The sequence below is a fragment of the Salmonella sp. 741265050_HSA genome, assembly GCF_046569445.1.
Classification (GTDB): Bacteria; Pseudomonadota; Gammaproteobacteria; order Enterobacterales; family Enterobacteriaceae; genus Salmonella; species Salmonella enterica.
On the sequence record NZ_JBKFSV010000003.1, the window covers coordinates 12,640 to 30,822 of the forward strand.

The window sequence follows — 18,183 nt, forward strand, 5'->3', positions numbered from 1 at the left end:
TATTCCTTCTTATACACTTGGTGCCGTTACCCACGTATCACCAATCAGATACTGAATGGGACGGTAATAAACCTTGTCATCATCACCTTCCATTTCCCAGCTACCGTCAGTATGGAACCCCGTCACCACCTGTCCGCCGCCGAGCTGAAAATCACGCCACAGACCGCCAGAAAGCGCCACCGGGCCGAGTCTGATCGCTTTGACCATATTCGAGTAGAGGTAGCCGCTCAACCAGGCTGCATTCCCTCCCCCCCACACGGTGCCTGATACGTCTCCGTTATTGGCGTAGATGGCCCCGCCTGCACGAAGTGTGTTAGCGGTGATATCTCCATTGACCGTAAAGACAATCGAACCATCAGGATTTCGCTGGCTGTACAGATGCCACCCCTGATCGTCGTCCAGTTCAATAACTGTTGGCCTGTTTGCGTCGCCCCATAAATTAAACGTGGCTGTCATTGTCGAATTATTATTGCTCGTCAGTGACAGTTTTTTTGCGTTGCCTGCGCGTACGGCACCATTAGTGAGAACATCTACTGACATGTGCAGCCCGGAATTGTCGATATAACCAACCAGAGCATTATTGGCATAAATCCCCAGAACGCCGTCACTGTGCCACTTAAACCCTGTATCGTTATCGCCGAATACAATCGAATTGCCGCCCAGCGCATTATCAGTACCAATGCCTAAAGACCCATTAATCCGCCCCCCGGTAATCGGCAATGCACCCACATCACCGGCTGAAGGTTTATTTGCGGTGTTGTAGTCAATAACCCACGGGCGGCTGGTATTCGGTACCGTTCCCCAGTCCTGGCGCTTTGCGTTCGCGCCCATATGCGCGTAATAGTGCTGAAACCAGACTTCCCCGATTTTCTCAACAAACATATATCCGTAGCTGTACAGCTTGCTGCCATCCGGATAGGTCGGAAAATCAGCGACCGTATCAGAATTCGACACCGCCACCCGCCACCATCCTGGAGTATTAGCTGATGCCATCGTGCCGTTATCGGTAATCTGTCCAATGGCATCGGCGGAAATAGCCTTCACATCTGACGCCCACAGGGTGATATCCCCGGATAATGGATGCCCATTGACCTTACGGTCTGACGGGACACGCCCGTTCGCATTATCCATAGCCGCTTTAACCGCTTTCGGCGTTGCGGCCAGTGATTCCGACTCACTGTTCGTATCACTGCTTAACTGCACAAACCCTTTTTCGCGGGTTGTGGCGTCCGGATGATTACGGGATTGTTCATGTTTTCTCAGCGCATCGCTGGCCTGCTGCTCATTCAGCGTCCCTTTCGGGCGTAAATCCGTAATATTGCCGTTTTCATCAATACCCGCCACCGCAAACATATAATGCTGTACGCCGTTCTGCACATAATCCGCCAGGTTGTCAGCAACCGTAATACGGGACTGCACACCCCACACGCTGGTAAGCGTTCCTGTCCAGCATACATCCAGCCAGACTTTGACCGGCCTGGTTGTCACGGTAATATTCAGGTTTTCTGCAAGCGTTGTGCGCAGCCCTGCCACATAGCCGGTACCTTTGGTCACATAAAACTGATTCCCGCTTTTCCCGACCAGATAGCCGTCACCAAAAAACGCCGCCGCCCCGAAGATATCGATATTTTCCAGGCGCTGGCGCTCGTCCATTCCGGCCATACGTGCGGTAAAGTCAATCTGCCAGGTCTCAGCAGGCGTATTAATTCCGGTTTCAGCCTGTGCGCCGTTATATTCCATCAGAAACGAGCGCGTAAGCACGTTCCCCTGTTTCCCTTCAGCTGTTTTAAGTTTTTGCTGTAATGGCGCATGAACAATCATTGCCAGCGTACCGCTGGCTTTATTCAGCAATCCAATCCAGTTAAAAGAAAAATCCCCCACGTCCGCCCCCAGTACGACGGAATGCACCACGGCGTTGTCATTCACCACACCCTTACGGCTGACGGCCTGCCGGTGAACAATCTGTTCAGCCGGTGGCAGGGTTTCATTGCGGTCAACCGGCTGATCCGGATCAAGTCCCGGTACGTTAGCGAACACAAATTCATCCAGCAGGACAGGCTCCCCCGTGGCCCCCTGTTGCGCTTTCCACTGTTCAAATGCCAGTGTAATTGTTGTCTGTGACATATAATCCCCTTATAACCCTGCGCTGTACGTTGCGCTGCTGGTTTCCGTACCGCTCAGTGCTGCCGGATAAACCACATATTCCCCCTGATCCCATCCCGCCCGGATAGTCAGCCGTTCGGACGTGATCACTTCAAACTGGTAACGGCGGCATGTCCGCCCGTACTGCCGGATAATCTGGATCATCAGCTGCGTGTTAGTCGCAATCTGGCTGTCCGTGACGCGAACCTGAATCACATCCCAGTCAATACCCGGCTGGCGCTCCATCAGTTCAACGTACCCGATCCCCAGACGCTCAAAGATACTGATAAATCCCTCAACAGAACCGGCGTCACGCGCATTCACGAAGGCATACGCCACACGCCTGCGGAACAGTTCCAGCGGCTCCCCGTCAAAGCGGGAAATGTCCCGGTCATACGCCAGCAGGTTAAGTAACGCCGGTGTACAGGTCAGCGGATCAAACTGGTTCAGTGGCCACGTCACCCAGCCGTACACTTCCGCCCAGAACCGACGCGCCGTTTGCAGCAGTTTTCGCGGCTCGCCCCTGTCCATCCAGGAGGGAAGTACCATTCCGGCCAGTTTTTTCATGAACTCATTCATTCTCAATACTCACCACAAGCGATTTCAGGCGCGGCACATTCAGCTCACTGGCAATGTCATCCAGCGAAAAATTCAGCGATTCCGTTACCGGAAAATTTTTATGGATTTCGCGCCCCAGCTGCGAGAAGGAGAACCGTGAATACGGCCACGTCCTTCTGACGTCATAGTCCGTATTTTCCCGGAAGGCGCACCGGATCAGGTTTTCAATACCGTCCTTCAGGCGCTTCTGTTCATCATCACTGATGTTGTTCAGGTTCCTGACCCAGACAGTGACCGCCAGATCGTGCAGGGTTTCCGGCATGGCATAACACTGCATATCGTCCCCGTGGCCGTGATGCCCCTGCGTGTTGATATAGTCATTTACGGCATCCACAAACGGCGCAGAAGCCACGCCGCTGTCCAGCAATAAATAGGCGTTGGCCGTCCCCGGCCCCCTCGGTGCTTCGTGCTCAAAGAAAATCCGGTCAATGCTCAGTCCGGCAACACCGGCAATCATCGACCGGTACACCGCGTCCGTGTGGTAGTTGCCCACCAGGTTAAACTGGTTACGGCAACGCTCACGCAGTTCATCATCGCTTTCCTCATCCGCGCCCGGTACGGTCAGCCAGTTTTCTTCACTGGCCACATGGCTGATGCCGTCCACGGCCACCGGCAGAATGCGGTAATATCCCGGCGCAAGGTTATATGCGCCGCCCGTTCCCGTTGCCTTTACCGGCAGCAGTGCGCTGGCGGTACCGGAGGCAATCACCACATCTTCCGTGATGGCCAGTTCATACACCCTGCCGTTAATACGTTCTGTCTGTATCACCGTTCCGGCCTTCACCGTCACCACGGCGCTGGCGTCTTCCTTGTAAAAACGGATAACGCCCTGTGCAGCGCTGGCGGGCTTCGGCGTGATATTCACCGCCCATGCCAGCAGCCGTAACATGCTTCCACTGGCCGTGGCCACAAACATATTGGCCAGTACGGTGGAGATCAGAACCTCCTTCAGCCACATCACCGGCGCGGTTACAATGGCCGTGACCAGTCGCCAGAACGGAGACATACGGGAGGTATTCGTGATAATTCCCTCCTCCGTCGCAATGGCATTAAAGCGATCGCGAATCTCTTCTTCCGTCACCGGCATACCGCTGGCTTTCACCGCCTCTTCAAAGTCAACCTGTGGCTTTTCCGTCATAAATCCACCTGTACCGATATTCCGCCGAAGTCATAAGTGCTGGCCGTGATCCACAACCGTGTCCGGCTTTCTTCACCAATTTCCACTGTTCCCGGAACGATACGTTCATCATCCTCAATCAGTAATTCCATACGGGTAAAAATATCTGCCCGCATGGTCGGGCTTCTCTCGGCAATTAATTCCGTCGCCAGACCGCTTTCAATAATGGAATGAATAATGTCCTGCCCGATACTTTTACGGTTATTACATAATTCAGGTTCATTACCGGCATTCAGGACAAAGTCATTTCCCTGAATTAATAAATCAACATACAGGATTTCATTCATACGCCCAGCTCCTGAAACTCCATTAACTGCCCCGGCGTTATCATTTCTTTTGGATAGATATTGACAGTATTAATTTTCCGGCTGTTATCCGTCACAGCCCTTGAGTTATTACTGACAGATTTACTGATACCACCTTTATCAATTCCTTTTAATTCTCCACCAGTAGAAAGCGTATTTGTTGTCAGTGCCGGAGGTGACTCGTTAGCCAGCGAAATATTGACACCGGGTATTTTATTCAACTTTTCTACAATCCAGTTCCATGATTTCAGGAAGCTACCTTTAACGGACTGCCAGATATTATCAAACATGGATACAATACCATCGGCCATCCCGCTTAATGCCTGTGAAGGTGAAAATCCCGTCAGCAGATTAATAAAGCCGTTCCAGCCGTCCTTAATCCATTGCCATGCCGTCGAGAACACACCGGCAAGCCATTCGACAACGCCAGCCACAGCGGTAAACGCTGCCGTATTCATCACCGCCGCCTGTACATCGTCCCAGTGTTTAATCAGCAGATAACACCCTGCTGCCAGCAGGCCAATCGCACCAATAACCAGCAGAACCGGCCAGCTCATCAGATTTATGCCAATTCCGGCCATAATTGCCGCCATACGAACCGCAAGAAGCGTACCACGCAGAAATTTAAGCGTCAGATTCCATGCCGCTACAGCTTTTGAGGCAATCCAGACGGTGGCGGTGTATATCTTCGTGACTGAAGTCAGTGTCTTCCAGAGAGCAATCGCACCCAGCTTAATAAGTTTTGAGACGCCCAGAACGATGTTAGCTATTGCGCCGGCAGCAGCAAACCCCAACAACGCCATAGCCGCATAACCGATAACACGCGCAATGTTGGGAAACAACTGCATCCAGCGGGCAAAGGTCTGTCCCATATCAGCCAGGCGGTTCAGCACCGGATACAGGACGGGGATCAACGTCAGTCCAATGACGGTCTGAACAGACTTAAGGATCTGTACAAAGCGATCCCACGGTTTCACCAGTTTGCCGGCCATCTTCTGTGTACGCTTCAGCCCGTCAGAACCGCCCAGCTCAGTGATGTTACGTTGCAGTAAGGCCACATTGCCGTACAGGTGTTTCACCACCGCCGAACTGTCACCAAATGCCGCATCCAGCTCCGCCTGTGCTTTCAGGTTCCCTTCCAGGCTTTTGCCATACTTGCCCTGTAACTTGATCAGCATTTCAGGCATGGATAGCATTTTGCCGGTGGCATCCGTAAAGGACAGCCCCAGCTTTTTACCGCCCTCAATGGCTCCGGTCATGAAGCCTTCGTAAGCGCTGCTGGCTTCCGTTCCCAGCGTGCGGTTAAGCTGCCCCAGTACGGCCAGCTGTTCATCCAGTCCGACGCCGTAGTTGGTACCGACGCCCCGCGCCCCTTCCATCAGGTCTTTGATAGTGCCCATTTCGGTACCGAAGACCTTGCGCATATACACCATTTTTCCGGCCAACTGCTCAGCAAACTGAACCTTGCCCAGACGCTCCGCATCAGCGGAAAAATTACCGAACATCTGCCCCATAAATTCCGCCGTTTCGGCAGATGTGGATCTCAGGGCAAATGCCAGGGTATTAGCAACTTTTGTCACTTTCGGCAGCTCATTACCGGCGAGGCCGGCAATGGAGGCATTAATATTTTCTGTGGACTTAACAAACTCCACCGCGCTGGCACCGTAGGTCATACTGAACCGCAGCGCATCACGCTGGACAGCCTTTAAAGCCTGATCATCAATCCCTTTTGCCGCAGCGTCATTCAGTGCGTCATACATCTCAATAGCCGGCGATAACGCCCCTTTGATGGCCATCCCTGTGCCGGCTAAAGCCAGCGCACCGCCCCCAATCTGCGTAAAGGCCGCTTTCGATTTTTCCGCAAAGCCTGTGACACTGCTCTGCACCTGCTTTAACGGGCGCGTCAGTTTATCAATCAGGCTTAATGTAAAATCTAACTGTTTCATCCTGAACCTTTAAATGCGGTGCTTATTCCGTTAGCAACCGCTATGCGCGTATTTTCCCAGTGGCGATTATCCAGCCAGATAGCGGCGGAAATATCATCCACGGAATCCTGACCGTGCGGTAAATAATGACGCCGTAAAATCAGATATTGTTCGAGTCCGTTCTGTTCGATTGACCGGACTCGCTTTGTCAGTTTTTTACTTCAATTTCCAGCTCTGGCGCATAAAGCTCATTGATTTTCCCTGCAAGTTGAAGCGCTGCCCCCGGACGCTTCAGAATATCTTCCAGCGCTTCTTTACACTCTGGTACAACAATACGCATAAGATAACTATGGGCTGGAGCCACTTTATTATCCATCGCCATTTCATTGATGAATTTATTATAAGCCGTCTGATTTGGTTCAAACGTAATTTCTTTCTTACATACAATCAGATTAATTTTTTCCATAAATAATATTCTCTCTTAAATTAATTTCATCAACCAGCGTGTTATGACGTGCAGCACACTGCCCGTATAACTCCAGATAAAGTGTCAGTAATTCCGCCGCATCTTTTCCCTGCGTGCCATTCAGGCGCGGCAGCTGCGTGGCACATTTAGTTTTCAGGTTTTCCTGATAACGTACGTTCGGTACTGGTGACGGCGTCGTTGTACATGCGGACAAAGTCATCAGACAGGCACACGTTAGTAAACACCGGTTTAACCACCTCCGTACGAATTTCACGCGGCGGCGCATTTTTCAAAGCCTCCAGTTGTTCTTCCAGTTTTCGCCCGGATTCACTGGCCACGCTCGCCAGCGTTTCCCCGGTAGCGCTGGCTGACCGGCTGATGGCCAGATCGATACTGTCACGCTGCCAGTTAGCCGCCTTCCAGCCTGCCCAGAAGGCCAGAACAACCGTCACAAGCCAGCCCGCCACCACACGATCCATCAGCGAACCCCGTCATGTTCCAGACTGAAATGATTGCCGTCCGGCCTGGATTTGAAGCGCCCGCCCCAGCTGCCGCCCAGTGACTCCCAGTATTCGCCCAGCGGCAGGTAATCCTCTGTGCGGGTCTGGTACTGGCCGTTAACAAACAGGTTAAAATCCACCGCCAGACGCCGGGTATGCAGACTGTTGGTAATACCGCTACCCTTTTTAGCGTTCAGCGCCGCCTGTTCCGGCGTGCGGTAAGCCTCCCCGAACGTCAGCCGGTAGCCGTGTTCTTCTGCCCAGTGGATCAGATTTGCCACCATAATGGTAAACAACTGTTGTTTTTCGCTCAGTGTCACTTTGTCACCCCCTTGCCCAAAATTCCGGCAAATCCACGTTTACGTAACCATGCTTCCACCACGTTTTGTCCCAGAATCCCCAGACCAGAACCAAATCCCAGCAATGCCAGCGGATGAATATTTGGTACAAAGTAAAGAGCAACGCCGGCAATAACAGATAACCCGGCCCCGACAATGACACGGCCGGCCACCAGACGAAGGGTAATCGGCTCGTCACTGTTAAGTAGTTTCCCCAGTGCAATCAGCCCCCCCATAACCACAAGGGCAATAAATCCCTTTTCATAGTCCTGCATCCCTGCTGCCCCTTATCCAATCAGGTTTTCCGTGGCCTCCGCTTCCAGATACGGAACGCCGTTGATGTTGACGAACTTCGGACTGGTCACGAAGTATTTAATTTTATGCGTGGACACGCTGCTGCCCTTCGGATCAACATCCAGTACACTATTGAGCTGGAGCTTATTACCGAAGGTTTCCACCTTCATTTCTTCGCTGCCGGCTTTGGCGTAAAAAAGGAAGTCCACAGGGGGAATGCCCCGCCATGAACCGGCTGAACGGGCTTTGGCCGTCAGTACCTGAAGCACTTTTGAACTGACTTCAATTTCACCCTCTGCGGCCACATCGCCGTCGACATAGCCGTCAGGTACACCGCGTGTCTGAGCTGCGGCACTGTTGTCGGTGATATCCAGCGAAATCTTTTCAATATGGATCAGGTCGCCGTCCACGTAGACGTCAAAGGACATCCCTGAAATACGTTTGGTCATGCGCTGGCCTCCAGACTCGCATCCAGTAACAGACTGATGGTGATTTGCAGTGGTACTTCATACGTACGCACCACAATGTAGATATCCACCGCCTTTTTGTTCTTCCAGACAATGGTCACGTCACCGTCCTGCGGTGGCTTCACTTCGCCCGGAAATGACACACCGTTAATGCTGGCCGCCGTGGACATTTCACGCAGCGGACGGGCAAACAGCGTCTGGTGTGCGGCAATGCTTCCCGGTGTACTGTTCAGGGAGCGATCGGCAATCTTACCGATAGCCAGCAGACGGACACGACGGGCGGCCTTGTCCACAATACGCAGCGTCTCAATGGACTGATAATCACCTCCTTCCACATCCAGCGTGCGACCGTCAGCCCAGTAAAAGCCGTCATAATCCGGATACCACATCGGCACGCTGTAGCGCTGCGCTTCCAGCGCTTTAAGGGTGGCCAGCTCCAGTGTTTTCCCGGTGCCATCTTCCGGCAGTTCATCGCTGCCCAGATTCAGTAACGGCCCGGTTTTTACCCGCGCCGGACTGTCAGCGATGGTAACAGCGCGATTACAGAGGCGACCGGCCAGAACACCCGGTTCATTCCCCCAGAGACGCGGAACCAGCTGCACCGCTTTTTCAGCAATACCCTGCTGAAGAGTGGACAGACGTTTCAGATAATCCGCCTGTGATTCATCCTCCTGCATACCCTGTACGGCCAGAATGAACCACACCCAGCGACCGTATTTTGCAATCAGTTCGGATCGCAACGTTGCCGCCTGGTTAATCTGCTCTTTTGCAGCCACATCATCCGACAGCACCACACCTTCCACCGAACAGGAAACCTGTGCAGCTTTGACGGCATCAACCCACGCCCCTGACTCACTGTCAGCGGCCAGCACATGGATGAACCCCCACCAGTTCTGCCCGGCGTTCGCCAGTGCAGCCAGTACATCACTTTTTAACGGACTGTTTCCCTCACCCAGTAGCGCGTTAAAGTCACTCTGTGCATTAACAGCCAGAGTTTTTCCCACATTTTTGGTACCCGTACCGATAAACAGCAACGTGCGTTCCACCTCTTTGGTTTCACCCAGTAACTGGTTTACCTGGTTAACGGTTACGATTGGCCAGGTCATGCTCTCCCCCTGATATCCTGCGCGTTAACATCCCAGCCGAACCCGATAGCCTGAAGCTGTCGTGCCAGCGCTCTGTTAAAATCATCCTGACCTATCCCCAGAAACGCCCTGGCAGGTAAATCAATCTGCCAGGATGTTTTGACCGGTTTGTCCTCCAGTATCCGGATAAGCAAACCTGCCTGTCTGGCGGTCATTTTTTCCTGTATTTCCTTATAACCGGGCTTACGCCAGCGCTTGCCGCGCCTGACTTTATACCCGGCCTTACGCAGACGTTTCGCCTGTCGCAGTGATGCAGGTTTATCCCCCTGCTCACGGCCTTCCACCTGCCTGCGGTTGACGGTTACGCTCATGCCATTCTGCTGGACGTAACCCACCACGCCGGCAGGCAGATTTCCCTTCGCATTCCGGTAATGGCCACCGGCCAGATACAACCTGACGGAATCCGTTTCCGGCATTTCACGGATGCGGATAAGTTTCGGCATATTGCGCAACATTTTGCCTTTACGCCGGGTCTGTCTCCCCTGCCACTTATCCCCCTCCGGTGACTGCTGGTTGCGCACATTGCGCTTTGCTGCGGCTTCCACGCCGTATTTCGCCATACGCCACAACAGCCGGCGACGTCTGGCAGGAGGCAAATCCAGCTTTTTCAGCGCCTCCTGTAGCTGGCGGAACTGTTCCTGGTTCAGTTCGCCATTTATCATCCCTCCCCCTCATTGACGGGGATCACCGTCACCTCATCCGCCGTCCAGACTTCGGGGTTTGCCAGCTTCCAGCGCTGGCCATCAAACGGGATCTGACCTTTGGGATCGGGGATCAGATTCAGTTCCTCCACCATTGGCAACGTCACCACCATAATGGCGGTTTCCTGGTCGATGGTTTCGATATCAAATTCCGGTAGTTCGGCATCAATGCCGGTTTCCTCAAAGAGCGCCCGCTCATCCTGACAAAGCCACGACATAAATAACGCCATCAGAATTTTGGGATCGTACTCACGGTAGGGATAACGCTCCCACGTCAGCACGGCGTTATAACGAATGATGGCAATGCGATACTGCCCCAGCCCGGTGTCACGCTGTGCCGGGATGAATGCGATTTCATCCATCTGGCTGTCAAATCCCTGCATTGCCCGTCTGGGCATGTTCGCAATGAGAAAATCCGTTAATTCGGTAAGCTGGCTCATATCATGGCCACCGTGATGCGTTTCAGCCCTTTGATACGCCGTACCGCCAGCGTGGATTCCGCTATCAGACTGGAGCGGGTTTCATCGCTTTCCTGCCCCGGATGGCTTTCACGGCGACCAACAGACGCAAATTCGCCCATCAGGTCAGCTTTGGCGCGGGAAAAAACAGCCTTGCGGTAACGGGCGCACAACAGATTTTCACCGTCAATCTCAACGCCCGGAACGTCCGCCGCGCTTGCATGGCCACTGAGACGACAATCTGCCACTACCCTGATCAGATCATCATTGATTTCACCGGCTGCGGTCAGCAGCGCCTGACGGATGGTGGCTGCGTCGATATCGGCAGGAATAGCACGCTGGGACTGAAAATCCTTCACGCTCAGGTCTGGCCAGAAGCCATCATTCGTCAGAATGGCATCATCAAAATCAATTGCAGTTCCGCTGAACATCCTGTTCCTCCGGAAAAAAGCGGGCTGGCCGGTTTCCACGGGCGATACGCTGATGCGATCCCCTCCACCGCGCCCGCTTTCGGGTCGGTAGTCTTATTCGCCGCTTACTGCGGCCTGAATCTCGCCTTCTTCAAACCACGAATCAACCGCACGGCCATCAGCAGCCTGATAGTGGATCAGATACTGATTGCAGCAGTGGGTGTATTCTGCACGGGCTTTCACATGCCCTTTCTCACCGCTGACAGAAATCTTCACTGCTTGCCCAAGTGAATGTTTAAACCCCATTTTTGAACTCTCCGATGACTATTTTTCAAGCGCCCGCAGACGGGCAGCAATACGCTGCAACATCGTACCAACGCCACATTTAGGGTCGAATCCCTTCGCCTGCTCCAGCAAATCCTTCGCCCGGAGCAATACATCCCTGTCTTCCGTTGCCGCTGCGCGTGGCTCTCCGTTCTCATCGCGTAGCAGGTGCAGACCGGCAAATTTCACATATTTGGCCTTGATGACCTCATACATATTCCAGTGCTGCATAACGTTTCCCAGCGTGCGGCTGAAATACGGCTCCACATCCTGCCCCTGTGCGGCTTCCGTCTCCGCCCAGGCCAGTACCGTATCGGCCACAAACACCGGGAACGCACTGCCGAACGCGGCCGGGGTTTCCTGCCCCCGTTCGATGGCCACATCCGCCCAGTCCAGCGCCTGATCGAACTGGCCGGTATCAAACAGCCAGATGACACACCAGGCAAAAACGGGATTCTGATGCATGCTGTCACTTTCCAGCCAGGTTTGTGCGGTCGGCATCCAGCGGGGCAACAGCACATCACGCTTGAACTCCATGCGCTCCGCACGGTTGCTAATCGCTGCGGCCGCTGCCACATCCTTTTCCAGTGCCGCAATCTGGACGTGCAGACTGGTTTCACTGTCGAGAGATTGTTGCTGACGCAGCAGCCGTTCTGCTGCAATACGCGCGCTGTGTCGCTGTGCCGGTGACAACTGCATTATTTCCCCCGTTATGCGCCTGCTGGCGGTGCAGCCGTTGCCCCAATCGTTACCGCGCTTTCGTCAAATGCGGCATACAGTTCCGGATATTCCACGGCATAGCCTTCATTACGCAGGTATTTGTTTTCATACTGCTTGCGATCTTCCACAAACTCCGCTTTACGCTGACGCGTACCGCGCTGGGTGTAGATATGCAGGTTAGGCAGTGTGGTAACAATCATGCGCTTGCCTGGCATAAACGGCGGAACATAAGCCGTACGGCCGGCGATACTGTCAGACAGCAGCTGTGCCGCAATCTTTTCAGTGGGTTTATCAGCTTTCTGATACAGACGGAACGACTCCGCCGCCACCAGGTCAGCACCTACCAGAACCACCAGACGCGGATCATTACGGTACTGTGCCGGAATTTTGGCATTGATAAGATCGGATGCCATCGCATCCAGCGACACGTAATCACCTTTACCGTCACCGTCCAGCACAACCTTATCAGTGATGATCTGCTGGCCGTCCTTCCACTCTTTAACGATTTGATGCCAGCCCTTGTTCACATCCTCGCCGTTCGGGTTGGTTTCCGCATTTGTGGTTTCTGCCACTTTGGTACCATTAAACCCGATACGCAGCATATCCAGCGCAAACGCCTGATTGGTGAACTCCTGGACGCGCTGGAAAAACTCGTTTTCATCGCCGGCATTCGCCCAGACAGAAAGCAACTGCCAGGTCAGTGCGGCACACGAATCTGTTTCGACCAGCCTGTAATCATTCCCGCTGACGCCCACTTTTTTACGGAAACGGCCATCCAGCACACGCCCGGTATACAGGCCAGAACTGCCAACCGGAACCACCTGCCCCTGTAACTGATCCACATCAGCAACCGTCAACAGATTCAGGAAAGATGACTCCTCCAGCAGCGCATTACGCATCTGGGTTTCTTTCGGATCTGACAGCGCAAACCAGCGGTCGCCATCGGTCGCACCGTAGGATTCACGCAGACCATTGTGGTACTGGCGCAGAAATTCACGGGCTTTCGCATTTAATTGCATATCCTTTTTCCTTAAAGAAAAGTTGTGTTATCCCTTACAGGAAATTGAAGCCTTTTTTGCCCTTGCTGAATTTTTTATCCGGCAACTGGGTAACTTTGCTGTTCAGCTTGCTGAAGTTTTTCACCAGCTCCGGCAGATTGCCCACCAGGCGCGCAAAATCTTCGGTATCCACCACTTCTTTTACTGTATCCACATCATCCTGTACGTCAGATACAGCGTCTTCGGTTTCACTAAGGCGCGTCTCAATAGCGGTAACACGCTTATCAATGGCGTCCAGTGCTTCAGCCAGCGCCTGCAAGGCGTCAGATTGTGACGGCTCCTGTTCCGTGGTTTGTTCCGGCTCTTCAATACTGAAAAAATGGCGCCAGCCTTTTTTCGCTTTAGACATTCCCTTTTCCTTTTTAAATTCCCTGACTTCATCAAACGCCAGCGGCTTATACGGGCCGATGCGTTTTCCTTTGGTGCGGCTGAAACGTAGCCGTGTGGTGCTCACTCCTGCCGGGCTGTCAGTGACTGCCAGCCCTTCCAGATAGGTCTTACCGGTGTTCCGGAAATTACCGTCCGGTGTGAATTCCGGAGACAAAAATAAAAGTTGCCCGTTGGCGTTCGCCTGAAGTAACGAAATACCAGGACATAAACGAGCATATAAACGCAAAATACCTTCATCATCACGTTCAGCTTTTAATTCCAGCACCTCCCCCATATTCCCGAAATTACGGGAATGCTCCGGCCATAACAGCGCCGTATACAAAGAGGGGTCGTATAATTCAGCGGCATCCAGTAGCCATTGCTCTTCAATAGCCCGCTTATCAACCGTTTCACCCGCAGTAGCGATACAAATCCAGTTTGTTGCCAGCTGTGAACCTGACATATTGCCTCCCTTCCTGCTGCGGTTTTCAGTATCGCCAATTAAATTAACCGCCGCATTCACTTCATTTCGGATATAAACAATTAACCGAACACATCAGAAATAAAGCAGGATTTAATAAAGAACTGCCCGTGCATAATGTGTGCATGGCTAAATACTCTGAAGAATTAAAAGGCGTTGCGCGGGCGCTTTATTTAAAACGTTATACCCCGCAGGAAATTGCCGGTGAACTTAATCTGCCTAACAGACGCATTGTCTATTACTGGGCGGAGAAATATTGCTGGGCGGAATTACTCAGCCACGAATCAACCGAAGACGCATTAAACCGCCGTATTCAGTCGCTGACATTACGTGAAGGGAAATCGGAACTGGAGCTGCGGGAGCTGGACAGCCTCGTGTCTCACCTGGTGAAACTGCGTGCACAACATAATAAACATCAGGAAAAGCTGGCAGAAATTAAACTCAGTGAAAGTGATGCGCTGGCGTCCCGCCAGTCCTGTGGCGACGAAAAGCCCCGGAAACGCGGCAAATACAAAAAGAACGATATCAGCCATCTAACCCAGGAGGATTTTGACCGTTTCGCGCTGGAGCACCTTTTCGGCTACCAGAAACACCTTCGCGACAATCTTCATCAGCAAATCAGGAATATCCTGAAAAGCCGCCAGATTGGCGCAACCTGGTATTTCTCAATAGAAGCGTTTGAGAATGCGGTTATGACAGGTGATCCGCAAATCTTCCTGTCCGCCTCAAAAGCCCAGGCTGAAGTATTCCGCAGCTATATCGTCAACATTGCGGAGCAGTATTTCGGCGTGGAGCTGACCGGCAACCCCATCCGTTTGTCCAACGGCGCGGAGCTGCGCTTCCTGTCAACCAATAAGAACACCGCCCAGTCATACAGTGGCCATCTGTACTGTGATGAATATTTCTGGGTACCCAACTTTGCAAAATTAAACGAAGTGGCCAGCGCAATGGCCACACACGACAAATGGCGCACCACTTACTTTTCCACACCCAGCAGCAAAACACACCAGGCGTACCCGTTCTGGACAGGCGAAGAGTGGAAGCGCGGCGACAAAAAACGCGCACGAGTGGCGTTCCCAACAGAGAAGGAGCTGCGTGACGGCGGACGGTTATGTCCTGATGGCCAGTGGCGCTACATCATCACGCTGGAAGACGCGATCGCAGGCGGGTTTAACCTGGCCAGCATTGATAAGCTGCGCAACCGCTACAACCGCGACACCTTCAACATGCTGTACATGTGCGTGTTCGTGGACAGCAAGGACAGCGTATTTTCGTTCTCCCACGTCGAACGTTGCTGTGTTGATCCGGATATCTGGGAGGATCATGACGAAAACCTGCCACGGCCATTCGGCAATCGTGAAGTATGGGCAGGCTATGACCCTGCACGCAGCGGGGACACATCCACCTTCGTGATTATCGCGCCGCCAATCGTGGCTGGCGAAAAATTTCGCGTGCTGCGCGTATTCCACTGGCAGGGAATGAACTGGAAATGGCAGGCGGCACAAATTAAGAAGCTGTTTGGCCAGTACAACATGACCTACATCGGCATTGATATTACCGGTCTGGGGAGTGGTGTCTTTGAGGATGTGCAGCATTTTGCCATGCGTCAGGCGGTGGCTATCCGCTACGGCGTGGAAACGAAAAACCGCCTGGTGATGAAGATGATCGACGTTATCGAAGACAACCGCGTGGAATGGGATAAGGAGAAGACGGAAATCGCCGCCAGCTTTATGACCATCCGCAGAACATCCACGGCCAGCGGTAACGCTATGACGTTTGTTGCCGACCGTACAGCTGAAACCGGCCACGCTGACAGCTTCTGGGCTATCGCCCATGCCATTGACAACGAACCATTAAACTTTGAAAACCAGCGAAAATCACGCTGGGGCAACTTAGGGAAAGCAGCATGAAAAAACGGAAATACAGGGAACGCCGCACCGTTACCAGACCGCGCCATATGAGTCTTATCACGCTGGGTAAGCCAGAACCCATTCTGACGACCGGCACGAACTATACAGACGTCTGGTATGACAATGAAGCGGAACACTGGACGCTCCCGATTGACCGGCTGGCGCTGGCGCAACTGGTAAACCTGAACGCGCAGCACGGTGGCGTGCTGTATGCCCGCCGCAATATGGTGACAGCAAATTATGATGGCGGCGGCCTGACGCATGAGCAACTGGGCGCGGCCGTGTTTGACTGGCTGACGTTCGGTGATGTGGCCATTCTCAAGGTACGTAACGGCTGGGGGGATGTAATCGCACTTTACCCGCTGCCGGCACTCTATACCCGCCAGCGTAAGACCGGGGAATTTGTTGTACTTCAGCAGGGTGAACCGGTAATTTATCCGCCTGAAGATATTATTTTTCTCAGGCAGTACGACCCGCAACAGGCCATTTATGGTCTTCCGGATTACATCAGCGGCATCCACTCCGCCATGCTCAACGGTGAAGCCACGATTTTTCGCCGGCGTTACTACCACAACGGTGGTCACACGGGCGGCATGATTTATTGCAACGACCCGAATATGACCGACGAAGTGGAAGAAGAAATCATTCAGAAGCTGGAGCAGTCGAAGGGGATCGGGAACTTCAGCACCATGTTTGTGAACATCCCCAAAGGCGATCCGGATGGCATCAAATTTATCCCGATTGGCGATATCAGCGCCAAAGATGAGTTTCAGAACATCAAAAGCATCAGCGCCCAGGACGTGCTGACCGCGCATCGTTTTCCGGCTGGTCTGGCAGGGATTATCCCCACCAACGGAGCTATAATGGGCGATATTGAGAAAGCCGCCAAAACATACCGCAAAGCGGAGATTTTACCTATTCAACGCATGTTCACCGCCGCAGTGGAACAGGAAAATGATGTCCCCCCCCACCTGTATCTTAATTTCCTGAAAGACAGTGAGCTGGAAGGTGATTAATGTCCGCAAAAAGGCTAAAATATCATCGTTTTCCAACTTCCGGAGCGATGGATATGCGGGTAATGAAGGTTTACTGTCCGGTATGTGAGGCAAGGGCTGTTATCAAAAAAACAGCCAGAAAGCACAAGGAGCTATCTGATTTATATTGCGCTTGTACTGATGTTGAATGTGGTCACACGTTTGTGATGAATATGACGTTCTCGCATACCATCAGTCCCAGCGCCAAATCCAGCGATGCGTTGATCGCCACTATCTGTAACAGCCTTGATATGCAGCAAAAACAGCTAATGCTCAAGTTTCTGGGTCAGGACGGCACCGCAGCTGCATAGAAAAAGGCACCAACTGGTGCCTTTTTACATAAACGTTGAGCAATTATTTGTTTTTATTTATATCATTATTAGGATGGTTTACAGGAATAAGGCCGGAGGCTAAATCATTAGCAGTTTGAAGACTGGCAGGAATCAGACCAGGCCAATTTGCCCCAGGTATCCCCCAATGAAGTTTAGCTAGATTCTCACCTGGCCAAGTTGATTCCGCAGAACTTAAACCAAGCCCCTGAAACCCGCTTGAACCTAAAGTCGGCCTTGCAAAAGGCAATGTATTTTTAGATATCTCCTGATTAATAGCGTCTAATTTATTTTGATTCGTTATAATTTTGGCATTCAAATCCATTAGTTCCTTTTCTTTTAATTCCAGTTCCGTTCTCACCTTCGAAATTGAGTCTATAGCATTATAATAAGAATTGGTAACTGTCTGAACCTCTTTTCCCTTTTCCTTTATTAATTCATTAATATCCCTGAGTTTTATCTGGGCATTATTATATTTATCTTCAAGCGCGTTTGTATCATACTCAATAGCTTTATTTGCCCTTTCAGCATTTAGCCTCGCTTTTGCGTCTGCATATTCATACTCGACATTTTTATTTATTTCTTCTATTTTTAAATCAAGAGCACTCTGTTTTCTCTTACTATCATTTGTACTCTTTTTCGTAAGCACTCCATTTTGTATTACATCGACAACGTATGAAATAAAAGGAGTACCAACTACAAATATAATTGAGGCAACAAATGGATACCAAAATGTATGGGTATGAGGGATACTAATTCCAAAAAAGACACTATTTGAGGGTAACGCTTTTATTTTTTCAATACGTTGTTCAATGTCCAGACTGAACGAGAATAAGAGTAATAGAACGCGGTCCCAGTTACAGAGAACCCAAGAGGATATAAAGCATAGAAAAAATGGATTTGATAACCGTTGATTAACAGCTTTCACTACCGGTTCAGTTGTAACTGATTTTACCGCATCCAAAGCTTTATCTATTGTTTCGCTCATTTTAGGAATATCAACCATTAGTTT

General features: G+C 51.8%; 24 protein-coding genes. 3 read left to right on the forward strand and 21 right to left on the reverse strand.

The window, feature by feature from the left end; translation table 11 throughout:
- Positions 1 to 9 precede the first annotated feature (9 nt).
- The 20 genes from ACLD4F_RS08370 to ACLD4F_RS08465 form a co-directional block, all read right to left on the reverse strand.
- Entirely contained in the window at positions 10 to 2,124 is a 2,115-nt protein-coding gene (locus tag ACLD4F_RS08370) for a phage tail protein (RefSeq protein WP_002954298.1), read from the reverse strand.
- A 9-nt stretch (positions 2,125 to 2,133) separates the two neighbouring features.
- On the reverse strand, positions 2,134 to 2,721 hold the full coding sequence (locus ACLD4F_RS08375; RefSeq protein WP_001001824.1) for a phage tail protein: 588 nt from the start codon (positions 2,719 to 2,721) through the stop codon (positions 2,134 to 2,136).
- Positions 2,714 to 3,898: a baseplate J/gp47 family protein gene (locus tag ACLD4F_RS08380; RefSeq protein ID WP_002954297.1), complete on the reverse strand. Its 1,185-nt coding sequence runs from the start codon at positions 3,896 to 3,898 to the stop codon at positions 2,714 to 2,716. The genes ACLD4F_RS08375 and ACLD4F_RS08380 overlap by 8 nt, the downstream gene beginning before the upstream one ends.
- Positions 3,895 to 4,224, reverse strand: coding sequence for a DUF2590 family protein (locus tag ACLD4F_RS08385; protein WP_002954296.1), 330 nt, complete (start codon positions 4,222 to 4,224; stop codon positions 3,895 to 3,897). Before ACLD4F_RS08385 ends, ACLD4F_RS08380 begins: the two co-directional genes overlap by 4 nt.
- Complete coding sequence (locus ACLD4F_RS08390) at positions 4,221 to 6,188, reverse strand: phage tail tape measure protein (RefSeq protein WP_002954295.1); 1,968 nt, start codon at positions 6,186 to 6,188, stop codon at positions 4,221 to 4,223. Before ACLD4F_RS08390 ends, ACLD4F_RS08385 begins: the two co-directional genes overlap by 4 nt.
- A complete protein-coding gene (locus ACLD4F_RS08395) occupies positions 6,185 to 6,379 on the reverse strand; it encodes a DUF6890 family protein (protein ID WP_371045435.1) in 195 nt (64 codons plus the stop codon). The genes ACLD4F_RS08390 and ACLD4F_RS08395 overlap by 4 nt, the downstream gene beginning before the upstream one ends.
- On the reverse strand, positions 6,376 to 6,633 hold the full coding sequence (locus ACLD4F_RS08400) for a putative phage tail assembly chaperone (RefSeq protein WP_000411498.1): 258 nt from the start codon (positions 6,631 to 6,633) through the stop codon (positions 6,376 to 6,378). Before ACLD4F_RS08400 ends, ACLD4F_RS08395 begins: the two co-directional genes overlap by 4 nt.
- Positions 6,620 to 6,853 carry a hypothetical protein gene (locus tag ACLD4F_RS08405; protein ID WP_001747519.1) on the reverse strand — a complete coding sequence of 78 codons (234 nt, stop codon included), beginning with the start codon at positions 6,851 to 6,853 and terminating at the stop codon, positions 6,620 to 6,622. Before ACLD4F_RS08405 ends, ACLD4F_RS08400 begins: the two co-directional genes overlap by 14 nt.
- Positions 6,780 to 7,112 carry a hypothetical protein gene (locus tag ACLD4F_RS08410; protein ID WP_000376378.1) on the reverse strand — a complete coding sequence of 111 codons (333 nt, stop codon included), beginning with the start codon at positions 7,110 to 7,112 and terminating at the stop codon, positions 6,780 to 6,782. The genes ACLD4F_RS08405 and ACLD4F_RS08410 overlap by 74 nt, the downstream gene beginning before the upstream one ends.
- Positions 7,112 to 7,453 (reverse strand): M15 family metallopeptidase, encoded by a 342-nt coding sequence (locus ACLD4F_RS08415; RefSeq protein ID WP_000175558.1) that lies wholly within the window; start codon positions 7,451 to 7,453, stop codon positions 7,112 to 7,114. Before ACLD4F_RS08415 ends, ACLD4F_RS08410 begins: the two co-directional genes overlap by 1 nt.
- Positions 7,450 to 7,746, reverse strand: coding sequence for a phage holin family protein (locus ACLD4F_RS08420; protein WP_001154426.1), 297 nt, complete (start codon positions 7,744 to 7,746; stop codon positions 7,450 to 7,452). Before ACLD4F_RS08420 ends, ACLD4F_RS08415 begins: the two co-directional genes overlap by 4 nt.
- A gap of 12 nt (positions 7,747 to 7,758) precedes the next feature.
- Positions 7,759 to 8,214, reverse strand: coding sequence for a phage protein (locus tag ACLD4F_RS08425; RefSeq protein WP_000166745.1), 456 nt, complete (start codon positions 8,212 to 8,214; stop codon positions 7,759 to 7,761).
- Positions 8,211 to 9,338: a DUF2586 domain-containing protein gene (locus tag ACLD4F_RS08430; protein ID WP_001534842.1), complete on the reverse strand. Its 1,128-nt coding sequence runs from the start codon at positions 9,336 to 9,338 to the stop codon at positions 8,211 to 8,213. Before ACLD4F_RS08430 ends, ACLD4F_RS08425 begins: the two co-directional genes overlap by 4 nt.
- Positions 9,335 to 10,039 carry a hypothetical protein gene (locus ACLD4F_RS08435; RefSeq protein WP_001534848.1) on the reverse strand — a complete coding sequence of 235 codons (705 nt, stop codon included), beginning with the start codon at positions 10,037 to 10,039 and terminating at the stop codon, positions 9,335 to 9,337. Before ACLD4F_RS08435 ends, ACLD4F_RS08430 begins: the two co-directional genes overlap by 4 nt.
- Positions 10,036 to 10,518 carry a phage tail protein gene (locus tag ACLD4F_RS08440; protein ID WP_001534864.1) on the reverse strand — a complete coding sequence of 161 codons (483 nt, stop codon included), beginning with the start codon at positions 10,516 to 10,518 and terminating at the stop codon, positions 10,036 to 10,038. Before ACLD4F_RS08440 ends, ACLD4F_RS08435 begins: the two co-directional genes overlap by 4 nt.
- Positions 10,515 to 10,967 carry a head completion/stabilization protein gene (locus ACLD4F_RS08445; RefSeq protein ID WP_001534883.1) on the reverse strand — a complete coding sequence of 151 codons (453 nt, stop codon included), beginning with the start codon at positions 10,965 to 10,967 and terminating at the stop codon, positions 10,515 to 10,517. Before ACLD4F_RS08445 ends, ACLD4F_RS08440 begins: the two co-directional genes overlap by 4 nt.
- A gap of 93 nt (positions 10,968 to 11,060) precedes the next feature.
- Entirely contained in the window at positions 11,061 to 11,252 is a 192-nt protein-coding gene (locus ACLD4F_RS08450; RefSeq protein WP_000505908.1) for a hypothetical protein, read from the reverse strand.
- Positions 11,253 to 11,270: 18 nt separating this feature from the next.
- Positions 11,271 to 11,969 (reverse strand): phage terminase small subunit, encoded by a 699-nt coding sequence (gene gpM / locus ACLD4F_RS08455; protein ID WP_001534829.1) that lies wholly within the window; start codon positions 11,967 to 11,969, stop codon positions 11,271 to 11,273.
- Between the two features lie 11 nt (positions 11,970 to 11,980).
- Positions 11,981 to 13,009: a phage major capsid protein, P2 family gene (locus ACLD4F_RS08460; protein WP_002954293.1), complete on the reverse strand. Its 1,029-nt coding sequence runs from the start codon at positions 13,007 to 13,009 to the stop codon at positions 11,981 to 11,983.
- A 34-nt stretch (positions 13,010 to 13,043) separates the two neighbouring features.
- Entirely contained in the window at positions 13,044 to 13,880 is an 837-nt protein-coding gene (locus tag ACLD4F_RS08465) for a GPO family capsid scaffolding protein (protein WP_001534870.1), read from the reverse strand.
- Positions 13,881 to 14,023: 143 nt separating this feature from the next.
- Between ACLD4F_RS08465 and ACLD4F_RS08470 the strand changes: the two genes are divergently transcribed.
- From ACLD4F_RS08470 to ACLD4F_RS08480, 3 genes are read left to right on the forward strand one after another with little or no spacing between them, the layout of a single operon-like run.
- On the forward strand, positions 14,024 to 15,808 hold the full coding sequence (locus ACLD4F_RS08470) for a terminase large subunit domain-containing protein (protein ID WP_002954292.1): 1,785 nt from the start codon (positions 14,024 to 14,026) through the stop codon (positions 15,806 to 15,808).
- Complete coding sequence (locus ACLD4F_RS08475; protein WP_001534877.1) at positions 15,805 to 16,824, forward strand: phage portal protein; 1,020 nt, start codon at positions 15,805 to 15,807, stop codon at positions 16,822 to 16,824. Before ACLD4F_RS08470 ends, ACLD4F_RS08475 begins: the two co-directional genes overlap by 4 nt.
- Entirely contained in the window at positions 16,824 to 17,153 is a 330-nt protein-coding gene (locus tag ACLD4F_RS08480) for an ogr/Delta-like zinc finger family protein (protein ID WP_031622694.1), read from the forward strand. The genes ACLD4F_RS08475 and ACLD4F_RS08480 overlap by 1 nt, the downstream gene beginning before the upstream one ends.
- A gap of 43 nt (positions 17,154 to 17,196) precedes the next feature.
- On the opposite strand, the gene ACLD4F_RS08485 is transcribed toward ACLD4F_RS08480, so the two are convergent.
- A complete protein-coding gene (locus ACLD4F_RS08485) occupies positions 17,197 to 18,177 on the reverse strand; it encodes a coiled-coil domain-containing protein (protein ID WP_225905931.1) in 981 nt (326 codons plus the stop codon).
- Positions 18,178 to 18,183: the final 6 nt, after the last annotated feature.